23 protein-coding genes are annotated in these 26,125 nt (G+C 68.7%); 13 read left to right on the forward strand and 10 right to left on the reverse strand.

All coding sequences use genetic code 11. From position 1 onward, the window contains the following. Positions 1–3: 3 nt before the first annotated feature. From cysG to rimO, 4 genes are all read left to right on the forward strand, one after another. Positions 4–1,461 (forward strand): siroheme synthase CysG, encoded by a 1,458-nt coding sequence (cysG, locus tag SJY11_RS14785; protein WP_376987329.1) that lies wholly within the window; start codon positions 4–6, stop codon positions 1,459–1,461. Between the two features lie 87 nt (positions 1,462–1,548). Continuing rightward, positions 1,549–1,983, forward strand: coding sequence for an OsmC family protein (locus tag SJY11_RS14790; protein ID WP_376987330.1), 435 nt, complete (start codon positions 1,549–1,551; stop codon positions 1,981–1,983). Next, a complete protein-coding gene (locus tag SJY11_RS14795; protein ID WP_376987331.1) occupies positions 1,980–2,846 on the forward strand; it encodes a sulfurtransferase in 867 nt (288 codons plus the stop codon). The genes SJY11_RS14790 and SJY11_RS14795 overlap by 4 nt, the downstream gene beginning before the upstream one ends. 209 nt (positions 2,847–3,055) lie before the next feature. Next, positions 3,056–4,375 (forward strand): 30S ribosomal protein S12 methylthiotransferase RimO, encoded by a 1,320-nt coding sequence (gene rimO / locus SJY11_RS14800; RefSeq protein WP_376987332.1) that lies wholly within the window; start codon positions 3,056–3,058, stop codon positions 4,373–4,375. Between the two features lie 96 nt (positions 4,376–4,471). Here the strand turns inward: rimO and SJY11_RS14805 are convergent, their stop codons facing one another. The 3 genes from SJY11_RS14805 to SJY11_RS14815 form a co-directional block, all read right to left on the reverse strand. Continuing rightward, entirely contained in the window at positions 4,472–4,813 is a 342-nt protein-coding gene (locus SJY11_RS14805) for a hypothetical protein (RefSeq protein ID WP_376987333.1), read from the reverse strand. Positions 4,814–4,880: 67 nt separating this feature from the next. After that, the gene (locus SJY11_RS14810) at positions 4,881–5,951 is read right to left on the reverse strand and encodes a hypothetical protein (protein WP_376987334.1); all 1,071 of its coding nucleotides are present in this window, start codon (positions 5,949–5,951) and stop codon (positions 4,881–4,883) included. 96 nt (positions 5,952–6,047) lie between these two features. Beyond that, entirely contained in the window at positions 6,048–7,022 is a 975-nt protein-coding gene (locus tag SJY11_RS14815; protein WP_376987335.1) for a quinone oxidoreductase family protein, read from the reverse strand. 151 nt (positions 7,023–7,173) lie between these two features. On the opposite strand from SJY11_RS14815, the gene SJY11_RS14820 reads away from it, so the two are divergent. Further along, positions 7,174–8,346, forward strand: coding sequence for a UbiH/UbiF family hydroxylase (locus tag SJY11_RS14820; protein ID WP_376987337.1), 1,173 nt, complete (start codon positions 7,174–7,176; stop codon positions 8,344–8,346). Between the two features lie 152 nt (positions 8,347–8,498). Here the strand turns inward: SJY11_RS14820 and SJY11_RS14825 are convergent, their stop codons facing one another. Together SJY11_RS14825 and SJY11_RS14830 are read right to left on the reverse strand one after the other, a co-directional pair. Beyond that, positions 8,499–9,614 carry a CaiB/BaiF CoA transferase family protein gene (locus tag SJY11_RS14825; protein WP_376987338.1) on the reverse strand — a complete coding sequence of 372 codons (1,116 nt, stop codon included), beginning with the start codon at positions 9,612–9,614 and terminating at the stop codon, positions 8,499–8,501. 32 nt (positions 9,615–9,646) lie between these two features. Further along, the gene (locus tag SJY11_RS14830; protein ID WP_376987339.1) at positions 9,647–10,618 is read right to left on the reverse strand and encodes an AEC family transporter; all 972 of its coding nucleotides are present in this window, start codon (positions 10,616–10,618) and stop codon (positions 9,647–9,649) included. Between the two features lie 199 nt (positions 10,619–10,817). On the opposite strand from SJY11_RS14830, the gene SJY11_RS14835 reads away from it, so the two are divergent. The 4 genes from SJY11_RS14835 to hspQ all read left to right on the forward strand — a co-directional run bounded on the left by SJY11_RS14835 (position 10,818) and on the right by hspQ (position 13,345). Next, positions 10,818–11,153: a hypothetical protein gene (locus tag SJY11_RS14835; protein ID WP_376987340.1), complete on the forward strand. Its 336-nt coding sequence runs from the start codon at positions 10,818–10,820 to the stop codon at positions 11,151–11,153. Further along, positions 11,150–11,575, forward strand: coding sequence for a hypothetical protein (locus SJY11_RS14840; RefSeq protein WP_376987341.1), 426 nt, complete (start codon positions 11,150–11,152; stop codon positions 11,573–11,575). Before SJY11_RS14835 ends, SJY11_RS14840 begins: the two co-directional genes overlap by 4 nt. Before the next feature lie 254 nt (positions 11,576–11,829). Continuing rightward, positions 11,830–12,879, forward strand: a complete 1,050-nt coding sequence (locus SJY11_RS14845) for an HpcH/HpaI aldolase/citrate lyase family protein (RefSeq protein ID WP_376987342.1) — start codon at positions 11,830–11,832, stop codon at positions 12,877–12,879. 136 nt (positions 12,880–13,015) lie between these two features. Further along, positions 13,016–13,345, forward strand: a complete 330-nt coding sequence (gene hspQ, locus SJY11_RS14850; RefSeq protein WP_069055336.1) for a heat shock protein HspQ — start codon at positions 13,016–13,018, stop codon at positions 13,343–13,345. 88 nt (positions 13,346–13,433) lie between these two features. Here hspQ and SJY11_RS14855 read toward each other — a convergent pair whose 3' ends face one another. Further along, complete coding sequence (locus tag SJY11_RS14855) at positions 13,434–14,186, reverse strand: invasion associated locus B family protein (protein ID WP_376987343.1); 753 nt, start codon at positions 14,184–14,186, stop codon at positions 13,434–13,436. 281 nt (positions 14,187–14,467) lie between these two features. Between SJY11_RS14855 and SJY11_RS14860 the strand changes: the two genes are divergently transcribed. Together SJY11_RS14860 and SJY11_RS14865 are read left to right on the forward strand one after the other, a co-directional pair. Continuing rightward, complete coding sequence (locus SJY11_RS14860) at positions 14,468–16,279, forward strand: extracellular solute-binding protein (protein ID WP_376987344.1); 1,812 nt, start codon at positions 14,468–14,470, stop codon at positions 16,277–16,279. A 12-nt stretch (positions 16,280–16,291) separates the two neighbouring features. Beyond that, on the forward strand, positions 16,292–17,308 hold the full coding sequence (locus SJY11_RS14865) for an AMP-binding protein (RefSeq protein ID WP_376987345.1): 1,017 nt from the start codon (positions 16,292–16,294) through the stop codon (positions 17,306–17,308). A gap of 100 nt (positions 17,309–17,408) precedes the next feature. Here the strand turns inward: SJY11_RS14865 and mfd are convergent, their stop codons facing one another. Together mfd and SJY11_RS14875 are read right to left on the reverse strand one after the other, a co-directional pair. Beyond that, positions 17,409–20,957 (reverse strand): transcription-repair coupling factor, encoded by a 3,549-nt coding sequence (gene mfd, locus SJY11_RS14870; protein ID WP_376987346.1) that lies wholly within the window; start codon positions 20,955–20,957, stop codon positions 17,409–17,411. Between the two features lie 117 nt (positions 20,958–21,074). Beyond that, positions 21,075–21,371 carry an FAD assembly factor SdhE gene (locus SJY11_RS14875; protein WP_376987347.1) on the reverse strand — a complete coding sequence of 99 codons (297 nt, stop codon included), beginning with the start codon at positions 21,369–21,371 and terminating at the stop codon, positions 21,075–21,077. Between the two features lie 162 nt (positions 21,372–21,533). Here SJY11_RS14875 and recG point away from each other — a divergent pair, with 162 nt between their 5' ends. Further along, positions 21,534–23,636, forward strand: coding sequence for an ATP-dependent DNA helicase RecG (recG, locus tag SJY11_RS14880; protein WP_376987348.1), 2,103 nt, complete (start codon positions 21,534–21,536; stop codon positions 23,634–23,636). Between the two features lie 7 nt (positions 23,637–23,643). Here recG and SJY11_RS14885 read toward each other — a convergent pair whose 3' ends face one another. Together SJY11_RS14885 and SJY11_RS14890 are read right to left on the reverse strand one after the other, a co-directional pair. Next, positions 23,644–24,165: a hypothetical protein gene (locus SJY11_RS14885; RefSeq protein ID WP_376987349.1), complete on the reverse strand. Its 522-nt coding sequence runs from the start codon at positions 24,163–24,165 to the stop codon at positions 23,644–23,646. 690 nt (positions 24,166–24,855) lie between these two features. Then, on the reverse strand, positions 24,856–25,575 hold the full coding sequence (locus SJY11_RS14890) for a DUF502 domain-containing protein (protein ID WP_376987350.1): 720 nt from the start codon (positions 25,573–25,575) through the stop codon (positions 24,856–24,858). A gap of 166 nt (positions 25,576–25,741) precedes the next feature. Here SJY11_RS14890 and SJY11_RS14895 point away from each other — a divergent pair, with 166 nt between their 5' ends. Further along, on the forward strand, positions 25,742–26,119 hold the full coding sequence (locus SJY11_RS14895; protein WP_376987351.1) for a YbaN family protein: 378 nt from the start codon (positions 25,742–25,744) through the stop codon (positions 26,117–26,119). The last annotated feature ends 6 nt before the right edge of the window (positions 26,120–26,125 follow it).

Genomic DNA, 26,125 nt, shown 5'->3' on the forward strand with positions numbered 1-26,125 from the left:
ACGATGAGACAAAGACGTCCCGAGGCCACCAGCGGCCGCCGCATCGAACCCCTCGCGACCCTGCCGCTGTTCCACAAGCTGGCGGGCCGCAAGGTCGTCCTCGTCGGCGACAGCGAGGGCGCCCTGTGGAAGGCCGAGCTGCTGGCGGCGACCGGCGCAGAGGTTGAGGTCTTCGCACGCGATGGCGCCGCCCATTTCGCCGCGCTTGCCGCAGCCCCGGCCGCGGGCCGGGTCGTGGTGCATGCCCGCTCCTGGGACGCCGACGACCTTGCCGGAGCCGCGCTCGCCATTGGCGACATCGAGGACGCCGACGAGATCGAGGCCTTCGTCGCGGCGGCCCGTAAGGCCGGGGCACCGGTCAACATCGTCGACAAGCCCGACTTCTGCGACTTTTCCTTCGGCACGCTGGTCAACCGCTCGCCGCTGATCGTGGCAATCTCGACCGACGGCGCCGCCCCGGTCTTCGGCCAGGCGATCCGCACCCGCATCGAGACGCTGCTGCCGGAGACGCTGAAGGCCTGGGCCCAGGCCGCCCGCGACTGGCGCCCGGCCGTGCAGGCCCGCAACCTCCCATTCGCCATCCGCCGCGCCTTCTGGGAGCTGTTCACCGCCAGGGCGATGAGCGAATCCGGCCGACTGCCGGCGGAGACGGATCGCGCCGAGCTGTTCTCGGCGCTTGAGCGCATCGAGGCGGCGCCTGGCCGCGGCCGGGTCTCGCTGGTCGGCGCTGGCCCCGGCGACCCGGAACTCCTGACGCTGAAGGCGATCCGAGCGCTGCAGAGCGCCGACATCATCCTCTATGACGACCTCGTCTCGCCGGGCGTCCTTGAGCTGGCACGGCGCGAAGCCAAGCGCATGATGGTCGGCAAGACCGGCTACGGCCCCTCGGTCAAGCAGAGCGACATCAACGCGCTGATCGTCTCGCTCGCCGGACAGGGCAAGCACGTCGTGCGGCTGAAAGGCGGCGACCCCGGCATCTTCGGCCGCGCCGGCGAGGAGATCGAGGCCTGCAGGGCCGCTGGGCTTCCGGTCACGATCGTGCCGGGCATCTCGGCGGCGCAGGGGGCGGCGGCGACGCTCGGCGTCTCGCTCACCCATCGCGACCATGCCCGACGCCTGCAATTCGTCACGGGCCATGCCCGCAGCGGCGAACTGCCGGAGGATCTCGACTGGCAGGCGATGGCCGATCCCCGGGCGACGACGGTGATCTACATGGCTCGCGCCACGCTCGCCGGCTTCCGGGATCGGGCGATCGCGGCGGGCCTCGACCCCGCCACGCCGGCCATCGCCGTCCAGTCGGCGACACGGCCCGACGAGGCGCGGGTCCGGGCGACCATCGCGACCCTGCCGGAACGGCTGGCGGAGCTGCCGAAGGGCGGCCCGGTTCTGGTGATGCTCGGGCAGGCCCTGGGCGAGGCGCTCTCCGATGCCGCAGTTTCCACCGAGAGACGCCGCGCCTGACGCGCCCGCCATGCGCCCCGCCGTCTCGCCTCAATCTGCCCGGACGGTTATGCCAGCGTCCGAAGCAACGATGGCGGGAGACGAATCATGAAAGCGCGCGCGCGTTGGGTCGAAGGCATGGCCTTCATGGGCGAGTCCGGCAGCGGCCACGCCGTCGTGATGGACGGGGCGCCTGAATATGGCGGCCGCAACCTCGGCATCCGTCCGATGGAGATGCTGCTGATCGGACTGGCGGGCTGCACCGGCTTCGATGTCGTGCAGATCCTCAAGAAGGGCCGCGAGCCGATCACCGGCTGCGAGGTCGAGGTCGAGGCGCAGCGCGCCACCGAGGACCCCAAGGTCTTCACCCAGATCCACCTCGCCTACCGCATCAGCGGCCGCGGCCTGTCGCGGGCCAAGGCCGAGCGGGCCGTAACATTGTCTAAGGAAAAATACTGTTCGGCTTCGATCATGCTCGGCGCGACCGCGAGCTTCACCTACGCGATCGACGTCGTCGACGAGCTCCAGGAGGCCACAGCATGAGCAAGACCGCACTGGCTGGGCTTATCGCCCCCGAGGACCTGCTGGCGCGGCTGGGCGAGCCCTCCCTCGTCGTGCTCGACATCCGCTCCTCGATCGACGGCGGCGGCAAGGCCGCCTATGAGGCGGGCCATATCCCCGGCGCCGTGCATACCGATTATGTCGCCGATGGCTGGCGCACCAAGGTCGGGCAAGCGCCCGGCCTGTTGCCGCCGCTGCAGCATCTCGCCGCGCTCGTCGGCCGGCTCGGAATCAAGCCGCATGACGACGTCGTCATCGTCCCCGCCGGCGTCAGCGCCACCGATGCCGCCGCCGCTGCCCGCGTCTACTGGACGCTGAAGACGATCGGCCATGGCCAGCAGGCCATCCTCGACGGCGGCTTCCGCGGCTGGACAGTCGACCCGGCACGCCCGGTCGAGACCGGCCCCTCGCCCGAGCGCGCAGCCCCGCCCTACCCTGTCGTGATGCAGCAGCGCCTGCGCAGCACGGCCGACGCCACGCTAGTGGCCTCCCGCAGCAAGCTCGCCACGCTCGTCGATGCCCGCTCGACCAGCTATTTCGAGGGCCGCGAAAAGGCTCCGGAGGCGGCCCGTGCCGGCCACATCCCCGGCGCCGTCTCGCGGGATTACACGCAGGCCTTCGACGCGGCGACCGGGCGGCTGAAGCCCCGCGACGATCTGGCGGCGCTCTTCGCCGGCCTCCCGAAGGGCCCGGCCATCTCGTATTGCAATACCGGCCACACCGCCGCGCTCAACTGGTTCGTGATGTCGGAACTGCTCGGGCGCGAGGAGGTCGCGCTCTATGACGGTTCGATGACCGACTGGACGCAGGACCCCGAACGGCCGGTGGTGACAGGGGCCGTCTGACAACAGGGCCGTCATTGCGAGTGCAGCGAAGCAATCCAGGACCATCGAACTCTGCCGCTCCTGGATTGCTTCGCTGCGCTCGCAATGACGATGAGGCGTCTTCGCACACAGTCCGCCGCATTTGCCAAACAGCCTGAAAGCGTTCAAAGGAAGCGCGCGCGAGCCTCGGGCCGCGCCGCATCCATTCAGAGCTGTCGAGTTTGCCGCCGATGAACGCCGTCGCGCCGAAGATTTCTTTCGTTTCGCTGGGTTGCCCCAAGGCGCTGGTGGATTCCGAGCGGATCATCACCTCGCTGCGCTCGGAAGGCTATGAGCTGTCCAAGAGCCATGCGGGCTCCGACCTCGTCATCGTCAACACCTGCGGCTTCCTCGACTCGGCCAAGGCGGAATCGCTCGAGGCGATCGGCACCGCCATGGCGGAAAACGGCAAGGTCATCGTCACCGGCTGCATGGGCGCCGAGCCCGAGCAGATCCGCGACCGCTTCCCCAACCTGCTCGCGATCACCGGCCCGCAGGCCTATGAGAGCGTCGTCTCGGCCGTGCACCAGGCCCTGCCGCCGCGCCACGACCCCTTCGTCGATCTCGTGCCCGACCAGGGCATCAAGCTGACGCCGCGCCACTACGCCTATCTGAAGATTTCGGAGGGCTGCAACAACCGCTGCAGCTTCTGCATCATCCCGAAGCTGCGCGGCGATCTCGTCTCGCGGCCGATCGGCGAGGTGCTGCGCGAGGCCGAGAAGCTGGTGCGCGCCGGCGTCAAGGAACTGCTGGTGATCTCCCAGGACACCAGCGCCTACGGCCTCGACATCAAGTACCAGCCCTCGATGTGGCAGGACCGCGAGGTCCGCACCCGCTTCTTCGAGCTTTCCCGCGAGCTCGGCCAGATGGGGGTCTGGGTGCGGATGCACTATGTCTACCCCTACCCCCATGTCGACGAGGTCATCCCGCTGATGCAGGAGGGGCTGATCCTGCCCTATCTCGACATCCCCTTCCAGCACGCCTCTCCCAATGTTCTCAAGGCGATGAAGCGTCCGGCTCACCAGGACAGGACGCTCGACCGTCTCAGGAAATGGCGCGAGATCTGCCCCGACCTCGCCATCCGCTCGACCTTCATCGTTGGCTTCCCCGGCGAGACGGAAGAAGATGTCCAGTTCCTCCTCGACTGGCTGAAAGAGGCGAAGCTGGAGCGCGTTGGCGCCTTCAAATACGAGCCGGTCAAGGGCGCGCCCGCCAACGGCCTCGGCCTCACCCTCGTCCCCGAGGAGGAGAAGGAGGCGCGCTGGCACCGCTTCATGAAGGCGCAGGCCGATATCTCGACGCGCATCATCAGGAACCGCGTTGGCAAGCGCATCCAGGTGATCATTGACGAGGCCGGCCCGACCGTAGCCAAGGGCCGCTCGAAATGGGATGCGCCGGAGATCGACGGCAGCGTCTATGTCGCCAGCCGCCGTCCGCTGCGCCCGGGCGACATCGTCTCGGTCAAGATCGAGCGCGCCGACGCCTACGACCTGCACGGCGTCGCGGTCTGAGCATTGTCCCGTCATTGCGAGCGCAGCGAAGCAATCCGGGGGACGTCGAGCGCGACCTTCTGGATTGCTTCGCTGCGCTCGCAATGACGATCAGCGTCAGAAGGTCTGGCAGATCCGGCGGATAGCTTTGCCGTTGCGGTCACGCGCGACCGTGTTGTCGCCGTTGCAGGCGCCCATGGGCCGTGTCGCGTCCTGCGCTGTCCTCGCACCCTTCGGCGGCGTGTCGCAGCTCTCGGTCGGACAATCCGTTCGCGCCCGCCGCGGCTCGGAGGGACGCGTCAGGCGCGCCCTGTCCTCGGCTGCGATGGCGAGCGTCAACTGGGGCGCCCCGGCCGGCAGCGTGACGCGGCCTTGACGGCCGTCCTGCTGCGCGAGCGCGACCGTCGCGATGGTGAGCGAGGCGAGGAAGAAACCGCAGAGGCGAAGGGCGCGGGACATGGACGTCACCCGAATGAGCATCAGCGTTCTGCTGACACTCCTTCGTCGCCACGGCGCGCCAGCGGGTTCACATCGCCTGTGACAGGGCAGCGCGCCGCGGCATCACCCTTCGTCCCAGCCACCAGCCAAAACGCTGCGCCAGCATGGCGAGCGCGATCGCATAGCCGATCAAGGCGAGCATCCAGCCGACCGCGCTGAGGCTGAGCGCCCCCAGCACCAGAGCCCCGCGCCCCAGCACCTTGAGGATCGCCCGCGTCGTCGTGCCCTTTGCCGCGCCGAGCTTCGCCGCCTTGCCGATGTCGCCGGCATCCTCCGCGACGGCGAGCACCTGCCGCAGCCCACGCTGGCCCGTCCGTGTATAGACGGCGCCGGCATCCTGGCCGAGCGCGGCGAAGCGCGCCATCGCCGCCGGCTTGACGATGCCGCCGGCCGCGACGCGCGCCGCTGCGAGATCGAGGCGGGAGGCTGCGGCAAGGCTGGCATTCAGGGCCGGTCGGTTGAGGGCGTCGACGGCGCTGCGCGTCAGATGGGCGCTCAGGGCAGGCGACAGGATCCGAGCCTTGCTGGCTGCCTTGACCGCGCTCAGGCCATTGCGGGCTGGCAGCGCGCCACCGAGGCTGACCCAGGTCGCGGCGCTGATGGCGAGCCCCGCCGCTGCGATGGCGAGCACGGTGCCGTCCGCCCCCTCCCCGCCGAGCCATTTGCGGCCCTCGACGGCGAGGTCGCGCAGATCGCCATAGCCGGTGACGTCACCGACGAGCGCGCCCGCAAAGGCCGCGCCGCTCTCGCGGTCGCCGGCGAGGAAGCCCTGGCCGAAATCGCTGACGGCCTGGATGATGGCGCCGTCTTTCAGCGCCTGCAGCTTTTGCCGCCGCTCGGGCGAGACCGGCAGACCGCGCTCGGCCGCCAGAGCGACGAAGCTCTCGGCCAGGTCCGTGTCGCGCGCGGCCAGCGCCGCGTCGATCTCGGCATCGAGCCGGGCAGCGGTCAGCGCGCCCGCGAGGCGCAGGTCGGCCAGCGCAGCGGGATTCTCCGCCGCCGCGACCTCGCGCCAGTGTTGCACGCCCTGCGGCAGCACGAGCGACCCGGCCGCCGCCAGCGACAACCCGAGCCCGAGGCCGAGCACAACCCGTTTCATTCCGCCTGCGACCTTTGCCCGAACCATCCCGCACCCGCGGGACGGTTCGGCGATAGCAGCCGATTGGGGCGAGATTTCAGGGCACTGCGCCTCGTGTCAGGGAATCAGCACCGTCGACCCCGTCGTGCCGCGGCTCTCCAGGGCGCGGTGCGCATTGGCCGCGTCGGCGAGCGCGAAGCGGGCGTTGACCGGCACCACGACCTTGCCGGACGCCACAGCGCCGAACAGGTTCGCCGCCATCTCGACCATGGTCTCGCGTTTGGCGATATGGGTGAAGAGCGTCGGCCTGGTCACATAGAGCGAGCCCTTGGGGCCAAGCAGGCCGAGATTGAACGGCTCGACCGTGCCGGAGGCATTGCCGAAGCTCGCCAGCACGCCGAAGGGCTGAAGGCAGTCGAGCGAGGGCAGGAAGGTGTCCTTGCCGACGCCGTCATAGACCACGGCGCAGAGCTTGCCGCCGGTGATCTCCTTCACCCGCACCACGAAATCCTCCTCGCGATAGAGGATGACATGGTCGCAGCCATGAGCCTTGGCGAGTTCGCCCTTTTCCTTCGAGCCGACGGTGCCGATCACGGTCGCGCCCAGCGCCTTGCCCCACTGGCAGAGGATGAGCCCGGTGCCGCCGGCCGCGGCATGGACGAGGATCGTGTCGCCCGGCTTCACCTTGTAGGTCCGGTGCAGCAGATACTCCGCCGTCATGCCCTTCAGCATCATGCTCGCGGCGGCCTCGAAGGAGACCGCCTCCGGCAGCGCGACGGTGGAGTTGACCGCGACGATGCGCTCCTCGGCATAGGAGCCGAGCGTCGCGACATAGGCGACGCGGTCGCCCGGCTTGAACTCGGTGACGTTGGGCCCGACCTCCAGAACCTCGCCCGCCGCCTCGTTGCCCGGCACGAAGGGCAGATGCGGGGTGGGATAGAGCCCGGTGCGGAAATAGGTGTCGATGAAGTTCAGGCCGATCGCCCGGTTGCGCACCCGCAACTCGCCCGGCCCCGGTGCCGGCAGCGTGATGTCCTCGAGCTGCAGCACCTCGGGCCCGCCGGTCTTGTGGATGCGGATCGCCTTGACCATGTCGTCATCTCCCTGAACGTTGGGGCAGGACCATAAGGCCTTGGCGCGGCTGCGCAACGGGGCAGGGGCGCGGCCGGCGCATCACGTCCCTGCGATCCTGCGACGCCCCGCCCCGTGGCCAATCCCGCCCGTCTGGCGTAACCAGAACGTCATGACGACACCGCGCAGGGACCAGGTCGACATCGCCATCGTCGGGGCCGGCGCCGTCGGGCTCGCGGCCGCGCTCGCGCTGGCCGAGGGCGGGCGCCGCATCGCCCTGCTCGGCCCCGTCCCGACCCACCGCGACGGCCGCACCGTTGCCCTGCTCTACGGCTCCTGGCGGCTGCTCGGCGAGCTCGGCCTGTATGACGCGCTGGCCGACAAGGCCGCGCCGCTGGCCGTGATGCGGCTCGTCGACGACACCGGCAGCCTGTTCCGCCAGCCCCCGGTCGAGTTCCGCGCCTCCGAGGTCAGGCTGCCCGCCTTCGGCTGGAATGTCGAGAATGCCGAGCTGGTCGCGGCGCTGGCGGCCAGGATCCGGGAGACCCCTGCCATTCGGCACGAGCCGGGGCTGGTCTCCGGCATCGCGCCCGACGAGGACGGCGTCGTGGTGTCCGGAGACGGGTTTTCACTGCGGGCGAGGCTCGTCGTCGGTGCGGACGGTCGCCGCTCGCGGGTGCGCGAGGCGGCCGGCATCGCCGCCCGCGACTGGGATTATCCGCAGAGCGCGCTGACCGCGATCTTCGCCCATACCCGCGACCATCGCGACGTCTCGACCGAATTCCACACCCGCAAGGGTCCCTTCACCCTCGTCCCCCTGCCCGGCCGCCGCTCGTCGCTGGTCTGGCTGCTGGATCCGGCCGAGGCCGACGAGGTCGCCTCGCTCGACGACGCCGCCTTCGCCCGCCGGGTCGAGCGTCAGGCGCATTCCCTGCTGGGCGCGATGCGGCTCGACGGGCCGCGCGGCCGCGTGCCGATGGGCGGGCTCTCGGTTGAGCGCTTCGGCGCAGATCGCATGGTTCTGGTCGGCGAGGTCGCCCATGTCTTCCCGCCGATCGGCGCGCAGGGCCTCAATCTCGGCCTGCGCGACGTGATGGCTCTGCGCGATGCGGTGGACGAAACCTCCGATCCCGGCGCCCCAGTGGCGGTCGCGGCCTATGACCGGGCGCGGCAGGCCGATGTGCGCCTGCGCACCGGTGCGGTCGACACGCTGAACCGGACCCTGCTCACCGATCTGATGCCGGCCGATCTGCTGCGCGGCGCCGGTCTCCTGGCGCTGTCCCGCATCGGCCCGCTGCGGCGGCTGGTGATGCGGCAGGGGCTCGCAGGCGGGATGGCGCGGTAGCGCTTTCCGGACCGACCAACCTCTCCCCGTCATCCTGGGACGACCGCAGGTCGGCCCGGGATCCATCGTCGAGCACCGCCGCAGCCCCATGATGGATCCCGGCGCTGCGTCGCTGCGCGACTGGCGCCAGGATGACGGTTGAGGTTTCCGCCTTACCCCAGCAGCCGCTCCGTATCCGCGCCGCTCGCCGCGACCTCGCGCAGGGCCACCGCCTGCTCGCGAAACACCGGCGCCAGCGGCAGGGGCGTCGAGACCAGCCGGCGCCCGCCGGGCTCCTGAGCCTGTGCGTCGAACAGGCCGCGCGCCGTCAGATGCGGATCGGCCACCGCCTCTGCAAGCGTCCGCACCACCGTGCAGCAGCAATCGCGCGGCTCCAGCGTCTCGCGCCAGTGAGCGGCCGGCCGGCCGGCGATGATCGCCGCGATCGCGGCACGCGTGGCCTCGGGATCGGCGCGGTCGTCGCGCAGGGCGGGCGAAAGCCCGATCGCCTCGCAGAACACCTCCCAGAACTTCGGCTCCAGCGCGCCCACCGCCAGGAACCAGCCATCCTGCGTCGCATAGAGGCCGTAGCGCGGGCTTCCCCCGGTCAGCAGCCCCTCACCGCCCTCGGGATAACGCCCCGTGACCTGGCCCTGCGCCAGCCCGTACCAGGCGAAGGCCGGCATGGAGTCAGCCATGGCGATGTCGAGATGGCAGCCCTGTCCGCTGCGCTCGCGCTGGCGCAGCGCCAGCAGGATGTTGAGCACGGCCGGCATCGTGCCGCCGGCGATGTCGGCGACCAGCGGCGGCGGCAGCGGCGGCGGCGCGCCCGCCCGCAGCGACTGCCCGAGCAGCCCGCCGATCGCCTGGTAGTTGATGTCGTGCCCGGCCTCCTGCGCGCGCGGGCCGAACTGGCCGTAGCCGCTGATCGAGCAGTAGATCAGCCGCGGGTTGATCGCTGCCAGCGCCTCATAACCGAAGCCGAGCCGGTCCATCACGCCGGGCCGGAACTGCTCGATCAGGATGTCCGCCTGCGCGATAAGCGGCGTCAGCCGCGCCAGGGCGTCGCGCGCCTTTAAATCGATCTCGACGCTGGCCTTGCCGCGGTTGAGCACGGCATAGGGGGCCGAGGTCTCGCCGAAGCGCGGCGGAAAGCGGCGCATCTCCTCCCCGCCCGGCCGCTCGATGCGGATGATGCGGGCCCCCGCCTCGGCCAGGAACAGGCTCGCCATGGGCCCCGGCAGCAGGGTGGAGAAATCGAGGACCGTGAGGTCGTCCAGCGGCAGCATCGGAAATCCGGCGCGGGGCCGGCGCACCGGCGTCAGGGGAAGAGGTCGGCCGCCATCCTGCCCGTCTTCACCAGCCACAGGAAGCCCGTCAGCGACACCATCGAGACGACGGTGCCGATCAGGATGCAGGCCGAGGCGCGGTCGATGCCGACGCGGTACTGCGTCGAGATCATGAAGATGTTCAGCGCCGGCGGCAGCGCCGCCATGATCACGCCGGTGAAGATCCAGATGTCGGGGAAATTGCCGATCGCCGAGAGCAGCACCCAGATCAGCAGCGGGTGCAGCACGAGCTTGATCGCGACCAGCACCGGCACCTCGGCCGGCAGCGTCTTCATCGGCCGCAGCGCCACGGTGACGCCGAGCAGGAAGAGCGCGCAGGGCGCGGCCGCCTGCGCGAGCCACAGCGTCATCTTGTCGAGCACCGAGGGCAGCTCGAAATGGGTCGCGCTGGCGAGGATGCCGAGCAGCGTCGCGACGTTGAAGGGATGCGTCGCCACCTGCCAGGCGACCTGGCGGGCGGTTTCGAGCGGGCTCTTCTTCTCGACCCCGGCCAGCGCCATCAGGAAGGGGATGATCGAGAACAGCAGCAGGCTGTCGAAGACGAAGATCAGCACCAGCGGCGCGCTCGCGCCCGGTCCCAGCGCCGCCAGCAGCAGAGGCGGGCCCATATAGCCGATATTGGAATAGGAGCCGGCGACGCCCTGCATCACCGCCTGCGGCAGGTCGCCCCGCGTCGCCCGCAGGCCCACCACCAGCGAGAGCATGAAGACCAGGAAGGTTGAGAGCGTCGTCGCCAGGATGAAGCGGCCATTGGCGAGCTCCGTCACCGGCTTGTCGGCGATCAGCCGGTAGAACAGCGGCGGCAGCGCGACATAGATCAGGAAGAACTGCAGCCAGACCAGCCCCGCCTCCGGCAGGCGCTTCCACCGGCCGATGACGAAGCCGAGCAGGATCAGCCCGAAGAAGGGCGCGACGAGATTGGCGATGGTGGCGAGATCGGCCATGCGGTCGACAGTCCCAGCGGAGGCGCCGACCGCGAGAGGGATCGACCTGCCCGGCGCTGTTTAGCCGGTGCCGGCCCGCACGCAAGCGGCAACGGCGCCGGGGCGGGTGGCGGACAGCGAGAAACGGCCAAAAGCGCTATGATGTGCTCATACCGGGGGAATCGGCTCCTTCCTCGGTAAGTCGTGGAGCTTGCAAGAAATGCTGCGCTTTAACGCTACTCGCTATTTAAACATGGGCGGCCTGATTACCGATATGACCGGTCATTTTGGCTTGCGCGAAGGCAGTAAGAATGAATCAGAACGTGCGCGCCATGACGACGAATTCAGGCGTGATTTGGGCCGAATTTACAAATTGGCTAACGAGTTAAATTTGAAAACAACAGCTCAATTAATCGAGCCTCGCTTAAAAGCCCTCCCACAATCAGAGGGGGAATACAATCTTCTGATCGAATGCCTATACAACGAATTGAATAATAGACTTTTTTTTTATACGTTCCGTCTCATCGATCGGAATATTATGAAAGCGATGTCTTGATCACACCTTCAGCAAAAATCGCTTTTCCTACTGCTGATGCTGAGCTTCGGCTTGCTGGAAATTGCTACGCTGCAGGCGCTCCCACCGCGTGTGCCTACCATTGTATGCGTGCGCTAGAGACTGGGCTTAATGCGCTCGCTGCAGAGGTAGTCGTTAAACCCGGCGTCCAAAACTGGCAGCCAATTATCGACCAGATTGAAGCTGCCATCAAAACCGAAGGGCAAAGACTGCCGGCAGGGACGGCAAAGGCTGCTCGTCTACAATTTCTATCAGAAGCGGCAAAGGAATTCAGCCATTTCAAGGATGGATGGCGCAATCATATTGCGCATAACCGGTCAACTTATGGCGAGCCTCAGGCCCTTACTGTACTGAATCACGTAAGGAGTTTTTTCGACGTTATTGCTCGCGAATTGAAGGAGTAGACGCTTCGCGACTTAAAAATTGCCCGGCGCTCGTTTGAGTATTGCCCACCCACGTCGAAATGATCGGAAATTCCGACAGCGCATCGTTAAGAAGCAGTCCCTGTCCGAGGTAGGGGAGCTGATTCCTAGGAAATTTGGCTTTGGATTGTTTTCCTAGGTTTTCATCCTTATCCCCACTCGCCTGCCCCCCAAAGGACGATGGACGCGCCCTCCCTGCTGGGCCACATTCGCTGCACCGCAGCAGGAGCGCCCGCATGACCACCAAGACGCCGCGCCAGTTCTTCCGGCCTCTCGCGATCGGCGCGCCAGAGCCGTTTCGGGAGCTGCCGCTGCGGCTCGAGCGGATGATCCATTTCGTGCCGCCGCATCTCGAGAAGGTCCGCGCCAAGGTCGGCGACCTCGCAGGCCAGGTCGACATCGTGCTCGGCAATCTCGAGGACGCCATCCCCGTCGAGGCCAAGCAGGCGGCGCGGGACGGCTTCATCGCCATGGGCCAGGCCGTCGACTTTGGCAAAACCGGGCTGTGGACGCGGGTGAACGCGCTGAACTCGCCCTGGTTTCTCGACGACATCACCGCGATCATAGCGGCGATCGGCGGCAAGCTCGACGTCGTGATGGTGCCCAAGGTCGAGGGCCCCTGGGACATCCATTATGTCGACCAGCTGCTCGCCCAGTTCGAGGCGAAGCATTGCCTGCCCAAGCCGATCCTGATCCACGCCATCCTGGAGACGGCGGAGGGCGTGAAGAACGTCGAGACCATCGCCACCGCCTCGCCGCGGATGCACGGCATGAGCCTGGGCCCGGCCGATCTCGCCGCCTCCCGCGCCATGAAGACGACCCGCGTCGGCGGCGGGCATCCCGAGTACAAGGTCATCGCCGACCCTACGCCCGATGGCGGGCCGCGTGCCGTCGCCCAGCAGGATCTCTGGCACTACACGCTGGCGAAGATGGTCGATGCCTGCGCGGCGGCCGGCATCAAGCCCTTCTACGGCCCCTTCGGGGATTTCTCCGACGAGGCCGCCTGCGAGGCCCAGTTCCGCAACGCCTTCCTGCTCGGCTGCGCCGGCGCCTGGACGCTGCACCCCTCCCAGATCGCCATCGCCAAGCGCGTGTTCAGCCCCGACCCGGCCGAGGTCGCCTTCGCGATGCGTATCCTTGAGGCCATGCCCGACGGCTCGGGCGCGGTGATGATCGACGGCAAGATGCAGGACGACGCCACCTGGAAACAGGCCAAGGTCATCGTCGATCTCGCCCGCCAGGTCGCCGCGCGCGACCCCGATCTGGCGGCCCGCTACGGGATGTGATCGGCGGCGCGCGTCAAAACGGTTGATTTCGACGCATTTGCGACGCAATTCTCACGCAAGCGCGCAGGTTCAGGCTCGCTCGCGCCAAAGACAGCGCTTCAGACCAGCGCCCCAAGACAGGATGGATCGCCCACCCATGGAAGCACGTTCCGCCAAGTTCAGGATCGGCCAGGTCGTCAAGCACCGGGTCTACCCGTTCCGGGGCGTGATCTTCGACGTCGACCCGGTCTTCTCCAACACCGAGGAGTGGTGGCTGGCGATCCCCGAGCATCTGCGCCCGTCCAAGGACCAGCCCTTCTACCATCTCTTCGCCGAGAACGACGAGACGGAGTACGTCGCCTATGTCTCGGAGCAGAACCTCGTCATCGACGAGACCGGGCGCCCCGTGCGCCATCCGCAGGCGAAGGAGTTCTTCCGCCGCGACCGCAAGGGCCGCTACCAGATCGACCGCGCCGGCCTGAACTGACCGGGACCCTTCCGGACTTTACCCTCACCAGAAACGAAACAGGCCGCCCTTCCGGGCGGCCTGTTTGCGTATGGGGGCGTGTGACCGCTCAGGGCTTCGGCGGGGTCGCCGGGGCAGCTCCCGGCGCCGGCGCGGCGCCCGGCGCCGCATTGGCGCCGCCGCCGCCGAGCCGCTGGCGCAGTTCCTCCTGGCGCTTGGCCAGCTCGTCCTGAAGCTGCTTCTGCTGCTGTTCCAGCACCTTGGGGTCGATCGCCGCGCCGTCGAAGCCCTTGGCGAAATCGGTCAGCGGGATGGCGAAGGAGACCTCGCGGGCGCCCTGGTTCTGGACGCTGACGCTGAGCGTGTTGCCCTTCTTCATCGCATTGATGAAGTCGTCCTTCACCTGCGCCTCGGCGAAGCAGCCATTGGGGAAGCAGATCGCGTAGCGGCCGGCGGTCGGCTGGGCGGTGTCGACGCCGAAGCGGATGCCGGGCTGCAGCAGCAGGCCGAGCGGCATCAGGAAGCGCACGATCTTGTTGGGATCGCCCTTCACGTCATAGACCGCGACGGCGAGCACCGGCTGCCCCTGGTCCGAAACGAAATCACGCGTGGTGTAGCAGATTTCCTTGTTGGCGGCCTCGTCCTTGCCGCAGACCTTGGTCCAGGTGGTCTGCGAGGGCTCGGGCTTGACCTGCACCACCGTCGGGCCGGTGCCGGCCGGCGGCTGGGCGGGCTGCGCCGGCTGGGCCGGGCGCGGAGCCTGGCGCGGCTGCTGCGCGAGGGAAGCCATCGGAGCGAGGCCGATCGCCGTGCTGAGAGCGATGCTCAGGGCACGGGTGGACAGGCGAAACGAAGCGGACATGTAGTTTTCCTTATCAGCGAATTCGGGATCACGACTTCGCAAGCCGCGCACGTCACCACCGGCAGCCCCCATCGCATATCCCTGCCGGCCATCGCAAGCGGTGCATCAGGGGCGAATGCGGCGTGAGCATGACGTCTTGATCCGGCTTAGCCAGTTCCGCTGCGGGTTTCCAGCCCGAAAAGCTGACGAAGAGACAGCCCGGCATGCTATCCTGAAAGCCAGAATCAGGTTGGACGATGCATTTGCTTCACGCGGCCGAGACGGCATTCAGGGCCGCCGCCATGGCCCTCCTCGCCCTGCTGGCCCTGCTCGTCGCCTCGGCCACGACGGCTCGCGCCGAATCGCAGCCGCCGGTCGACCACGCGATCGCGATGCATGGCGAGCCGGCCCTGCCGCGCGGCTTCGCGCATCTGCCCTATGCCGATCCTGACGCGCCGAAGGGCGGGCGCATCGTCTTCGGCCAGCAGGGCACCTTCGACAGCCTCAATCCGCTGGTGGTGCTCGGCGTCGCGCCCGATGCGGTGCCGCGCTATGTCCAGCAGAGCCTGCTCTTCCGCTCGGCCGACGAGCCCTTCACCGCCTATGGCCTGCTCGCCTCGCGGGTGGAACTGAACGAGGCGCGCACCCGCCTCGCCTTCGAGATCGACGAGCGCGCCCGCTTCTCCGACGGCACGCCCGTCACGGCGCAGGACGTGCTCTTCACCTTCGAGATGCTGAAGACGAAGGGAAAGCCGTTTCATCGCTCGAGCCTCGGCCGCGTCACCAAGGCCTCGGCTCCCTCCCCGCGCCGGGTCGAGTTCGAGCTCGGCGACGGCAGCAACCGCGAACTGCCGCTGGTCATCGGCGCCATGCCGATCTTCGCCAAACATGCCACCAAAGCCGAGACCTTCGGCGAGACCAGCTTCAAGCCGGCGCTGGGCTCGGGCCCCTATGTCGTCGCCGACCTCGTGCCGGGTGCCACCATCACTCTGAAGCGGCGCAGCGATTTCTGGGCCGAGGACCACCCGCTCACGCGCGGGCTCTATAACGCCGACGAGATCCGCTACGATTTCTACCGGGATTCCAACGCCCTCTTCGAGGCCTTCAAGGCCGGGCTCTACGATGTCCGCATCGAGCCGGACCCGACGCGCTGGATGACCGGCTACGACGTGCCGGCCGTGCGCGACGGCCGCATCCTGCGCGAGACGCTGCATTTCGACGCGCCCAAGGGCATGACCGGCCTGGTCTTCAACACCCGCCGCCCCTTCTTCGGTGATGTGCGGGTGCGCGAGGCGCTGGCCATGATGTTCGATTTCGAATGGGTCAACCGCAACCTCTTCCACGGCGTCTACCGCCGCGCGGGGAGCTTCTTCTCGGATTCGGAACTCTCCGCGCTCGGCCAGCCCGCCGATGCGCGCGAGCAGGCGCTGCTCGCCGCCTTCCCCGGCGCGGTCCGGCCCGACATCCTCGCCGGAAGCTGGACACCGGCGGCGACGGACGGGTCGGGACGCGACCGCGAGCAGGCGCGTCGCGCGCTCGATCTGCTCAACAAGGCCGGCTACGGCCTGGTCGACGGCGTGCTCCGGAGCATGAGGGGCGGCGATGCGCTGGCCTTCGAGATCACCGTCACCAACCGGCCGCAGGAGCGGCTGGCCCTGAACTATGCGCAATCGCTGGCCAGGCTGGGGATCGCCGTCACGGTCCGGCTGATTGACGACGTGCAGTATTGGCGCCGGCTCTCGGCCTTCGATTTTGACATGATCCAGTGGACCTGGCCCGTCTCCGCCTCGCCGGGCAACGAGCAGATCGGGCGCTGGGGCTCGGCCAATGCCGGCCGCAAGGGCTCGCTGAACTATGCCGGCGTCACCTCGCCGGCGATCGATGCGACGCTGCAGGCCCTGCTCGCCGCCCGCGAGCGCGAGGATTTCGTCGCCGCCGCGCGCACGCTCGACCGGCTGCTGCTCTCGGGCTTCTACGTCGTGCCGCTCTACTACCTGCCGGACAGCTGGATCGCCCATGGGCGCGACATCGTGCTGCCGGCCCGCAAGCCGCGCTATTTCCTGTCCACCGAAGTGCTGGCCCGCCGCCCCGCGGCGCCCGCGCCCGCGAACTGAGAGACCTCGCCGATGCGGGCCGGACCGGACGAAGCCGCTGCCCTCCTGGATGGCCTGCATTTCGACACCCTGCTCCAGGCGCTGGCGGCCGGTCGCGGCTACGAGCCGGCGCTGCGCGATCCGCCCGGCCGGCAGGGCTGGAGCGATGCGATCCCGGGCTCCCAGAGCTTCGGACAACTCCATGGCGCCGCCGACAGGCTCGCGAGGCTGCTCGCGGTCAACCGCGCCCAGCCCGGGGCGCGCGTGGCGATCCTGGCGCCACTCGGGCCGGAGGCCATCGTCTCCGTGCTCGCCTGCCTGCGCGCGGGCCTCTCGCCCATGCTGCTGCCGATGCATGGCAACGAGCTGGAACTGCTGCGGCTGATCGAGGCCGCCGATGCCGTCATGGCGCTCGGCGTCTCCCGGGTCGGCCCGCTGCGGCCGCTGCTGATGCTGCGCGAGCTCGCGGTGCGCGCCTTCGGGACTCGCTTCGTCGGCGGCTTCGGCGCCGACATACCCGACGGCATCGCGCCGCTCGACCGGCTGATGGACAGCGCCACCCTGCACCCGCTGCCGGAATTCGGCGAGCGTGCGCCGCTCCAGGTCGTCGACGCCATGACGCTGGCCGGCCCCCTTCCCGTCACCGAGCGCGACGTGCTCGCCCGGGCGCTCGAGATCTCGCGCCTGCTCAAGCCGATGGAAGCCTCGCGGATCGTGACGACGCTGGTCGGCGGCGATCTCGCGGCGCTGGCCAGCGGCCCGGCCATGGCGATGCTGACCGGCGTCGAACTGCTGACGCTCGGCCTGTTCAGCCTCGGCGACCTCCAGGCCTGCCTCGCCGGTGGGCGCAACGTCCATCTCGTGCTGCCGGGAACGATGGAGGCGGCGCTCGCCCATTCGCGCCTGGCGAGCCATCCGGCGCTGGCGAGCCTCGTCTTCGTGCAGCGCCCGGCCGGGAAGCGCAGCCTGCCGGCGGTCGACCGCGCCGACATCGCCATCGTCGACATCGACGTCACCAGCGCCGCAGAGATCGCGGTCAGCCGGCGGTAGCGGCCCGTCGAGACGGCGTCGTCAAAGCGACGAAGCAATCCAGATGTCTCGCTCGACGTCACCTGGATTGCTTCGCTGCGCTCGCCATGACCGTGGAGGCTCAGCCCGCCTTCTTGCGCTCCGCGATCCGCGCCAGATCGGTGAGCAGGCGCCGCGTGCCCTTCAGCCGCGCTTCCGCCGTCTCGAAATCGTCGATGAAGACGACGCGCATGTCAGGGCGCACCTTGGCCAGCGTGCCGATCTTCGCGACATAGGAGACAAGCCCTTCCGGGTTGGCGAATTCGTTGTCGCGGAAGGCGACGATGATGCCCTTGGGGCCGGCCTCGACCTTCTCGACATTGGCGCGCTTGCACAGCGCCTTGATCGCAACGATCTCGAGCAGCTGCTGGACCTCTTCGGGCAGCGGCCCGAAGCGATCGACCAGTTCCGCGCCGAAGGACTGCAGGTCGCCGTCGTCGTCCAGCGTCGAGAGCCGCTTGTAGAGGGTCAGCCGCAGCGTCAGGTCGGTGACGTAATGCTCGGGGATCATCACCGGCGCGCCGATCTGGATCGCCGGCGACCACTGCGCCTCGCTCTCGAACTCGACACCGGATTTGAGCGCGGCCACCGCCTCCTCCAGCATCTGCTGGTAGAGCTCGTAGCCGACCTCCTTGATATGGCCGGACTGCTCGTCGCCGAGCAGGTTGCCGGCGCCGCGGATGTCGAGATCGTGGCTGGCGAGCTGGAAGCCGGCGCCCAGCGTATCGAGCGACTGCAGCACCTTGAGCCGCTTCTGCGCCTGGTCGGTCAGCTTGCGCGTCGCCGGCACCGTGAACAGCGCATAGGCGCGCACCTTGGAGCGGCCGACGCGGCCGCGCAGCTGGTAGAGCTGGGCCAGGCCGAACATGTCGGCGCGGTGGATGATCAGCGTGTTGGCGGTCGGGATGTCGAGCCCGGATTCGACGATCGTGGTCGAGAGCAGCACATCGTACTGGCCCTCGTAGAACGCCGTCATCACGTCCTCGAGCTGGCCCGCCGCCATCTGGCCATGCGCGATGCCGACCTTGGCCTCGGGCACCTGCTTGTCGAGGAAATCCTTGACGTCGGCGATGTCCTCGATGCGCGGCACGACATAGAAGGAGCGCCCGCCGCGATAGCGCTCGCGCAGCAGCGCCTCGCGCACGATCAGCGGGTCGAACGGCGTCACGAAGGTGCGCACGGCGAGACGGTCGACCGGCGGCGTCGCGATGATCGAGAGCTCGCGCACCCCGGTCATGGCGAGCTGGAGCGTGCGCGGGATCGGCGTCGCGGTCAGCGTCAGCATGTGAACCTCGGCGCGGAACTCCTTCAGCCGCTCCTTGTGGTTGACGCCGAAATGCTGCTCCTCGTCGACGATGACGAGGCCGAGATCCTTGAACTCGATGCCCTTAGCCAGCAGCGCATGGGTGCCGACGACGATATCCATCGTGCCGTCCTTGATGCCAGCCTTCACCGCCTTGAGGTCCTGCGCCGAGACGAAGCGCGAGGCCTGGCCGACATTCACTGGCAGGCCTTTGAAGCGCTCGGCGAAGTTGCGGTAATGCTGCCGCGCCAGCAGCGTGGTGGGCACGACCACCGCGACCTGCTTGCCGGCGAGCGCGCAGGCGAAGGCGGCGCGCAGCGCCACCTCGGTCTTGCCGAAGCCGACATCGCCGCAGACGAGCCGGTCCATCGGGCGGCCCGCCGCCATGTCGTCGAGCACGGCATCGATCGTGTTCTGCTGGTCCTCCGTCTCCTCATAGGGGAAGCGGGCACAGAATTCGTCGTAGAGCCCCTCCTGCGGGATCAGGCGCGGCGCCTCCTTCAACGCGCGCGCCGCGGCGATGGCGATGAGCTTGCCCGCCATCTCGCGGATGCGCTGCTTCAGCTTGGCCTTGCGGGCCTGCCAGCCGCCGCCGCCGAGCCGGTCGAGCGCGACCTCGGTGTCCTCCGAGCCGTAGCGCGAGAGCAGCTCGATGTTCTCAACCGGCAGGAACAGCTTGGAATCGGCCGCATAATGGATCTCGAGGCAGTCATGCGGCGCGCCGACCGCCGTGATCGAGCGCAGCCCGATGAAGCGGCCGATGCCGTGATCGACGTGGACGACGAGGTCGCCCGGCGAGAGCGAGGACAGCTCCGCGATGAAGTCCTGCGGCCGGCGCGTCTTCTTGCGCGGGCGCACCAGCCGGTCGCCGAGGATGTCCTGTTCGCCGATGACGGCGAGCTTGCCGGCCTCGAAGCCGGTCTCGAAGCCCCAGACGGCGAGCGCGGTCGTGCCGGGCTTCAGGTCGAAGGCGGCGCGCAGAGAGCCGGTCATCTGCACGGTCTTGAGGCCGTGATCGGCCAGCACATGGGCGAGGCGCTCGCGCGAGCCCTCCGACCAGGCCGAGAGGATGACGCGCCGGCCATCCTTTTCCAGCGCCTTCACATGCGCGACCGCCGCGTCAAAGACGCTGCCGGCATTGTCGGCACGCTCGGCGGCGAAGCTGCGGCCCTGGCGGGCGCCGAGATCGACGATCAGCTTGCCGTCGCTGTCGGGCAGCTGGAACGGCGTCAGCGTGGCGACGCCGGACTGGTCGACGATGCCGCGCCAGTCGGCCGGCGAGAGATAGAGCGCATCGGGCTTCAGCGGCTTGTAGGGCACGCCGCCGGCGCTCGGCTGGTCCATCGCCGCCTTGCGGGCGTCGTAGTAATCCTTGATCAGGCTGATCCGCTCGCCGACCGCATCCTCGGCCTGGTGGTCGAGCACCAGAGGCACGTCCGGCAGATAGGTGAAGAGCGTGTCGAGCCGCTCCGCCAGCAGCGGCAGCCAATGCTCCAGCCCCGCCGGCCGGCGGCCCTCGCTGACGGCTTCATAGAGCGTGTCGTCGCGGCCCGGCGTGCCGAAGGTGGTGATGTAGCTCTGGCGGAAGCGCCGGATGCTCTCGCTGGTCATCTGCGCTTCGGACATCGGCACCAGGTCGAGTCCGCGCATCTGCCCGGTGGTGCGCTGCGTCTCCGGATCGAAGGTGCGGATCGATTCCAGCGTATCGCCGAAGAAATCGAGCCGGATCGGCGCCGGCATGCCCGGCGGGAAGAGATCGACGATGCCGCCGCGCACCGCGAATTCGCCGGTCTCGCGCACGGTCGAGGTGCGCAAGTAACCGTTCATGTCGAGCCAGCGCGCCAGTTGCTCGGTATCGACCATGTTGCCCGGTGCCGCCGAAAAGCTCTCGGAGGCCACCTTCGAGAAGGCCGGCACGCGCTGGAGCGCGGCATTCACGGTCGTCAGCAGCAGGCGCGGCTTGTCGCCGGACTTGGTCTTGGCGAGCCGCGACAGCGTCGTCATGCGGTGCGCGACGATCGAGGGCGCCGGCGAGACGCGGTCATAGGGCTGGCAGTCCCAGGCCGGAAAGGACATCACCTCGAGATCGGGCGCGACGAACTGCAGCGCGGTCTCCAGCACCTGCAGGCGCTGGCCGTCGCGGGCGACGAAGACGAGCATCGCCGGCCCCTCCGCCTTCTTCGCCCGCGCCCGCGTCAGATCGGCGAGGATCACGGCATCGAAGCCGTCCGGCACGCTGGCGAGCGTCGGCTTGTCGCCACGATGGAGCGCATCGAGGATGCGGTCGCTCTGCAGCTTGGCGATCTGGGCGGGAGGCGGGATGCTCATGGGGAATGCGTCATTCTCGGGCTTGACCCGAGAATCTCGGGACGAGAGGGCAATGAATTCAGAGATGGTCGGGTCAAGCCCGACCATGACGCTTGCGCCGGCTTTCGCCCCGTCACGTCAGACGTGGATCGGCCGCTCGTGATGGTGGAACGCCTTCAGCCGGCGGAACACGGCGGTGTCGTAATTCTCCGGCACCTCGGCCTCGCCGGTGATCCAGCTCAGAAGATCGCGGTCGAGCACCTCGATCAGCCGCTCGAACTCGTCCAGCTCGGCCTCGGAGAGCTCGCCGATATGGGCGTCCGCGAAGCCGCCCATGATCAGGTCGTTCTCGCGCATGCCACGATGCCAGGAGCGGAACAGGATCTTGCGGCGGCGCGGATCGAGGTCGGCGCTGGTGCGGGTCGAGCCACTCATGGGAGCCTCGGTTTGATGGGAAACCACGGGATGGTGCAATGGCGATCGGGCCGGCCCCGTCGCGGAGCCTGCCGATGCGGGCTATATAGCCTCCGCATCCCGCGAAGTCAGCGGCCCGAGGGCGGCAAATCTTCGCACTCCTGACACAAGCCGAGTTGCCGCGTGCGCCCCTCCCTGCTCGATCCGCTCTTCGCCCCCGTGACGACGCTGCCCGGCGTCGGGCCCAAGACGGCGAAGGCGCTCGACAAGCTGCTGGGTGACGAAACCCGAGGCGCCCGCGTCGTCGATCTCCTGTTTCGTCTGCCGACGGGGGCCATCGACAGGCGGCCCAGTGCCTCGATCGTCGATGCGCCGATCGGCGGGATCGCGACCTTTTCCGCCCGCGTCACCGAACACCGCCCGCCGCCCGAAACCAAGGCCAAGGCGCCCTATCGCATCCTCGTCGAGGACGAGACCGGCGACGTCACCCTCGTCTTCTTCCATGCCGATGTCCGCCATCTGCTGCAGACGATGCCGATCGGCGCCTATCGCATCATCTCCGGCAAGCTCGAACTCTGGGACGGCATGCGCCAGATGGTGCATCCCGACCGGCTGCTCGAGCCCAAGCACGCGGCGACGCTTCCCTCGATCGAGCCGGTCTACGGGCTGACCGAGGGCGTCGGACCGCGCGTGATGGCGAGAATCGTCGCCGCCGCAGCCGAGAAATGTCCCGATCTCGCAGAATGGCAGGATCCCGCTTTCCTGGCGAAGAGCGGCTTTCCGTCCTTCCCGCAGGCGATGCAGGCTCTGCATCACCCTGACGATCTCAAGGCGATCGAGGGCGACACGATCGCCCGCCGTCGCGTCGCCTATGACGAACTGCTGGCGAGCCAGGTCGCGCTCGCGCTGGTGCGCCGCCAGCAGAAGAAGAGCGCCGGGCGCGCCACCTCCGGCGACGGCCGGCTGCGCCATGCCATCGAGAGCGCCCTGCCCTTCACGCTCACCGACGGCCAGCGCCAGGCGCTCGTCGATATCCATGACGACATGGAAAAGCCCGAGCGCATGCTGCGGCTGCTGCAGGGCGATGTCGGCTCGGGCAAGACCGTGGTCGCGCTGATGGCGATGGCGGCCGCCGCCGAAGCCGGGCGGCAATCGGTGCTGATGGCGCCGACCGAGATCCTGGCGCGCCAGCATGCCGAGAGACTGGCCCCGCTCGCCCAGAAGGCCGGGCTGAAGCTCGCTCTGCTCACCGGGCGCGAGAAGGGCCCCGGCCGGGCCCGCGTTCTGGAAGGACTGGCGAGCGGCGAAATCGCGATCGCGGTCGGCACCCATGCGCTCTTCCAGGAGGGCGTCGCCTTCCACGACCTCGCGCTCGCCATCGTCGACGAGCAGCACCGTTTCGGCGTGCATCAGCGCCTTCTGCTCGGCTCCAAGGGCGAGGCGGTCGACATCCTCGTGATGACGGCGACGCCGATCCCGCGCACGCTCTCGCTGACCTGGTTCGGCGACATGGACATCTCGATCCTCGCCGAGAAACCCGCCGGCCGTCAGCCGATCGTGACCAAGGCGATCTCCTCGGAACGCCATGACGAGGTCGTCGGCGCCGTCGGCCGGGCCGTGGACAAGGGTGCACAGGTCTATTGGGTCTGCCCGCTGGTGCAGGAATCCGACACGCTCGACGTCGCCGCCGCGCAGGAGCGCTATGACGCCCTGCGCGAGGTCTTCGGCGACAGGGTCGGGCTGCTGCATGGCCAGATGCCCGGCCGCGACAAGGACGCCGCGATGGCGGCCTTTGTCGCGGGCGAAACCCGCATCCTGGTCTCGACCACGGTGATCGAGGTCGGTGTCGACGTGCCCAATGCCAGCGTCATGGTGATCGAGCATGCCGAGCGCTTCGGGCTGGCCCAGCTTCACCAGCTGCGCGGGCGCATCGGGCGCGGCTCGGCCGCCTCGACCTGCCTTTTGCTCTACAAGGGCCCGCTCGGCCCCGTCGCCGAGGCGCGGCTGACGATCATGCGCGAAACGGAGGACGGCTTCCGCATCGCCGAGGAGGATCTGCGCCTGCGCGGCGAGGGCGAGGTGCTCGGCACCAAGCAATCCGGCTCGCCGGACTGGCGCGTCGCCCGGCCCGAAACCGATGGCGACCTGCTCGCGGCGGCGCGCGACGATGCGCGCCTCCTGATCGAGCGCGACCCGCAGCTCGACAGCGAGCGCGGCCGGGCGATCCGCACGCTCCTCTACCTTTTCGAGCGCGACGTCGCGATCCGGCTGCTGCGGGCCGGTTGACCGGGTCTCAGCGGCAGCGCGCGACCGGCATGCGCGTCAGGCGGAAAACCCGGTCGTCCGCCCCCTCGTTCAGGCTGCGGCCCTCGCCACCGGCACAGCCGCCCGAGGTTGCAAACCCGGCCCCCCACTTGGCATCGCCGATCAGCAGTGTATCGCGATCCTCGATGCGCAGCCGGAAGCCGCCGCCGTCGCAGCTATCGGATGAGCAGCGGATGGCTCCCTCCGCCACGCGGCAGGAGCCCGAGCCGACGAAGCGGTGCGAGCCGCGATCCCGGTAGGTCACGATCAGGCGGAAATAGGCGCTGCGGCCCTGCTCCGCCTCGCGCTGCGCCTCCAGGCTACGTTCGGATCTGATCGTCGGAAAATCCCGCACCAGCCTGACCGAACTCACCTTCTGTTGGGGATGGGCGCGCAGATGGGCGGCATCGTAGAACCGCGCATAGCAGACCGGCTCCAGCTTTGGCAGCGACGCGTCCAGCGCTGTTTCACGTGTCTGCGCGAGCGCCGGCACGGCGAGGAACGACAGCATCGCAAGCCCTCCGGGCAGGCCCCTCACGGCCGGCATCGCGCCGTCGGGGCGCGCTCCAGCACGAACACCCGGTCGGCGGCCTTGTCCCCGAGCCAGACGACGTCGCTCTCGCGGGAGCAGGACCGGCCGATGCCGATGGCATGGGTGATCGGCTGCCCCTCGACCGTTCCGCCGATCCGCAGGACCAGACGGTTCGGGCCTTCGACAAGGATGTCGACATCGCCGCGCCCGCAGGCGGAGGCGCATTGCAGCCGCTCCCGCCCCCCCCCTTTCCGGCCTCCCAGGCCTCCCAGGCCCTTAAGCCGTGACAGTCCAGTGGCTCGGGCCCGACCCTTCCCGAGCCTCGCAGCCGCGCACTTACGGCGAGGGCCAGTTCGGGCGCCTCGGGACCGTCGATCGCCTCGCGGCGCAGCGCGGCGCGGTCCCGGGCAATGACGATCTCCGCGACGCTCTGCGCCGGGTTCGCAGCGAGATGCGTGCGGTCGTAGCGGCGGATGAAGCAGCCTTCGGTCTGTTCCGGAAATGCCTGGCGATATTCGGCTGCCCCGGCCGACAGTGCGGCGGGGACCGAAAGCAGAGCCGCAAGGGCGGGACGACCGAATGTCCTCATCCAAGCCTCGCCATTTCGGCGGCGCCAACCCCGCCGCGCCTCCATCTCAACCACAATCACAGCGCGATGCAAGGGGCGCGTCAGGCCTGCGTCGTCGTCGGCGGCGGGCGCAAGGATCCCTTCGCGGCCACCGCGCCGGGTTGGATCAGCCCGGCGGACATGATCAGCTTGGCACCGTCCTCCACGGAGATCGGCAGGTCCACCACCTCGCGGCGCGGCAGGTAGAAGAAGAAGCCCGTCGTCGGATTGGGCGTGCAGGGCAGGAAGACGCCGATCTGTTCGTCCCCATCCGGCAGGCGCCCGGCGATCTCGGGCGCCGCTTCCTGGGCGATGAAGACGATCGACCACATGCCCGGCTGCGGAAACTGCACCATGCCGACCTTGCGGAATGAGGTGCCAGACTGGGAAAAGATCGTCTCGAAGACCTGCTTCACGCCCTTGTAGAGCCCGCGGACCACGGGCATCCGGTTGAGGATCGCCTCGCCCGCGTCGATCAGCGTGCGGCCGACGAGATTGGCGGTCATGAAGCCGAGCAGCGTCAGCCCGAGCAGACCGATGATCAGCCCGAAGCCGGGGATCGGATAGGGCAGATGCGTATCGGGCCAATAGGCGGCCGGAATCAGCGGCTTGACCAGCCCGTCGACGAAATTGACGAACCACCATGTCACCGAGGCGGTGATGGCGAGTGGCGCCGCGATCACGAGGCCGGTCAGGAAATAGCGCCGCAGGCGCGTTCCGAAGCTCGGGTTGAGCAGGTCGGCCTGCGCGACGAGGCGTGGGTCCGGCGGAGTGGGCGTCATGCGGCGGGTCCGATGGGTTGAAGGGCGCGAGCGTCGGGACGCGATGCGACAGACGTGCCAGCGGCACCGCCCGAATTCAAGGATCGCCGCGTCCCGTGCTTGCGAGCGGCGCCCGGAGGGTGCTTTCGTGGCCACTGGAAACGGAATCAGCGGAGCTTCCCGGGCGATGACGCGCCGCATCCACCGCTTCCGCCGTTCGCTGCTGTTCGCGGCCGGCTGGGTCCTGACGGCGCTGGGGGCCGTCGGCATGATCCTGCCGCTGATGCCGGGCACGATCTTCCTGATCATGGCCGCCTGGTGCTTCTCGCAATCCTCGCCACGGTTCGAGGCCTGGCTCCTCGGTCATCCGCGGCTCGGCCCGCAGGTGCGGCGCTGGCGCGAGGCGGGCACGATCGACCGCAGGGTGAAGCTGGTCGCCTGCGGCTCGATGCTGATCAGCTTCGCGATCCTGACGCGAACGAACGCACCGCCTGTCGCGCTGTGGGCGACGGGGCTGTGCCTGCTGGCCGCTGGCCTATATGTCGCGAGCCGGCCGGAACCTTGATCCCGA

Source organism: Allobosea sp. R86505 (assembly GCF_042466375.1).
Lineage (GTDB): Bacteria > Pseudomonadota > Alphaproteobacteria > Rhizobiales > Beijerinckiaceae > Allobosea.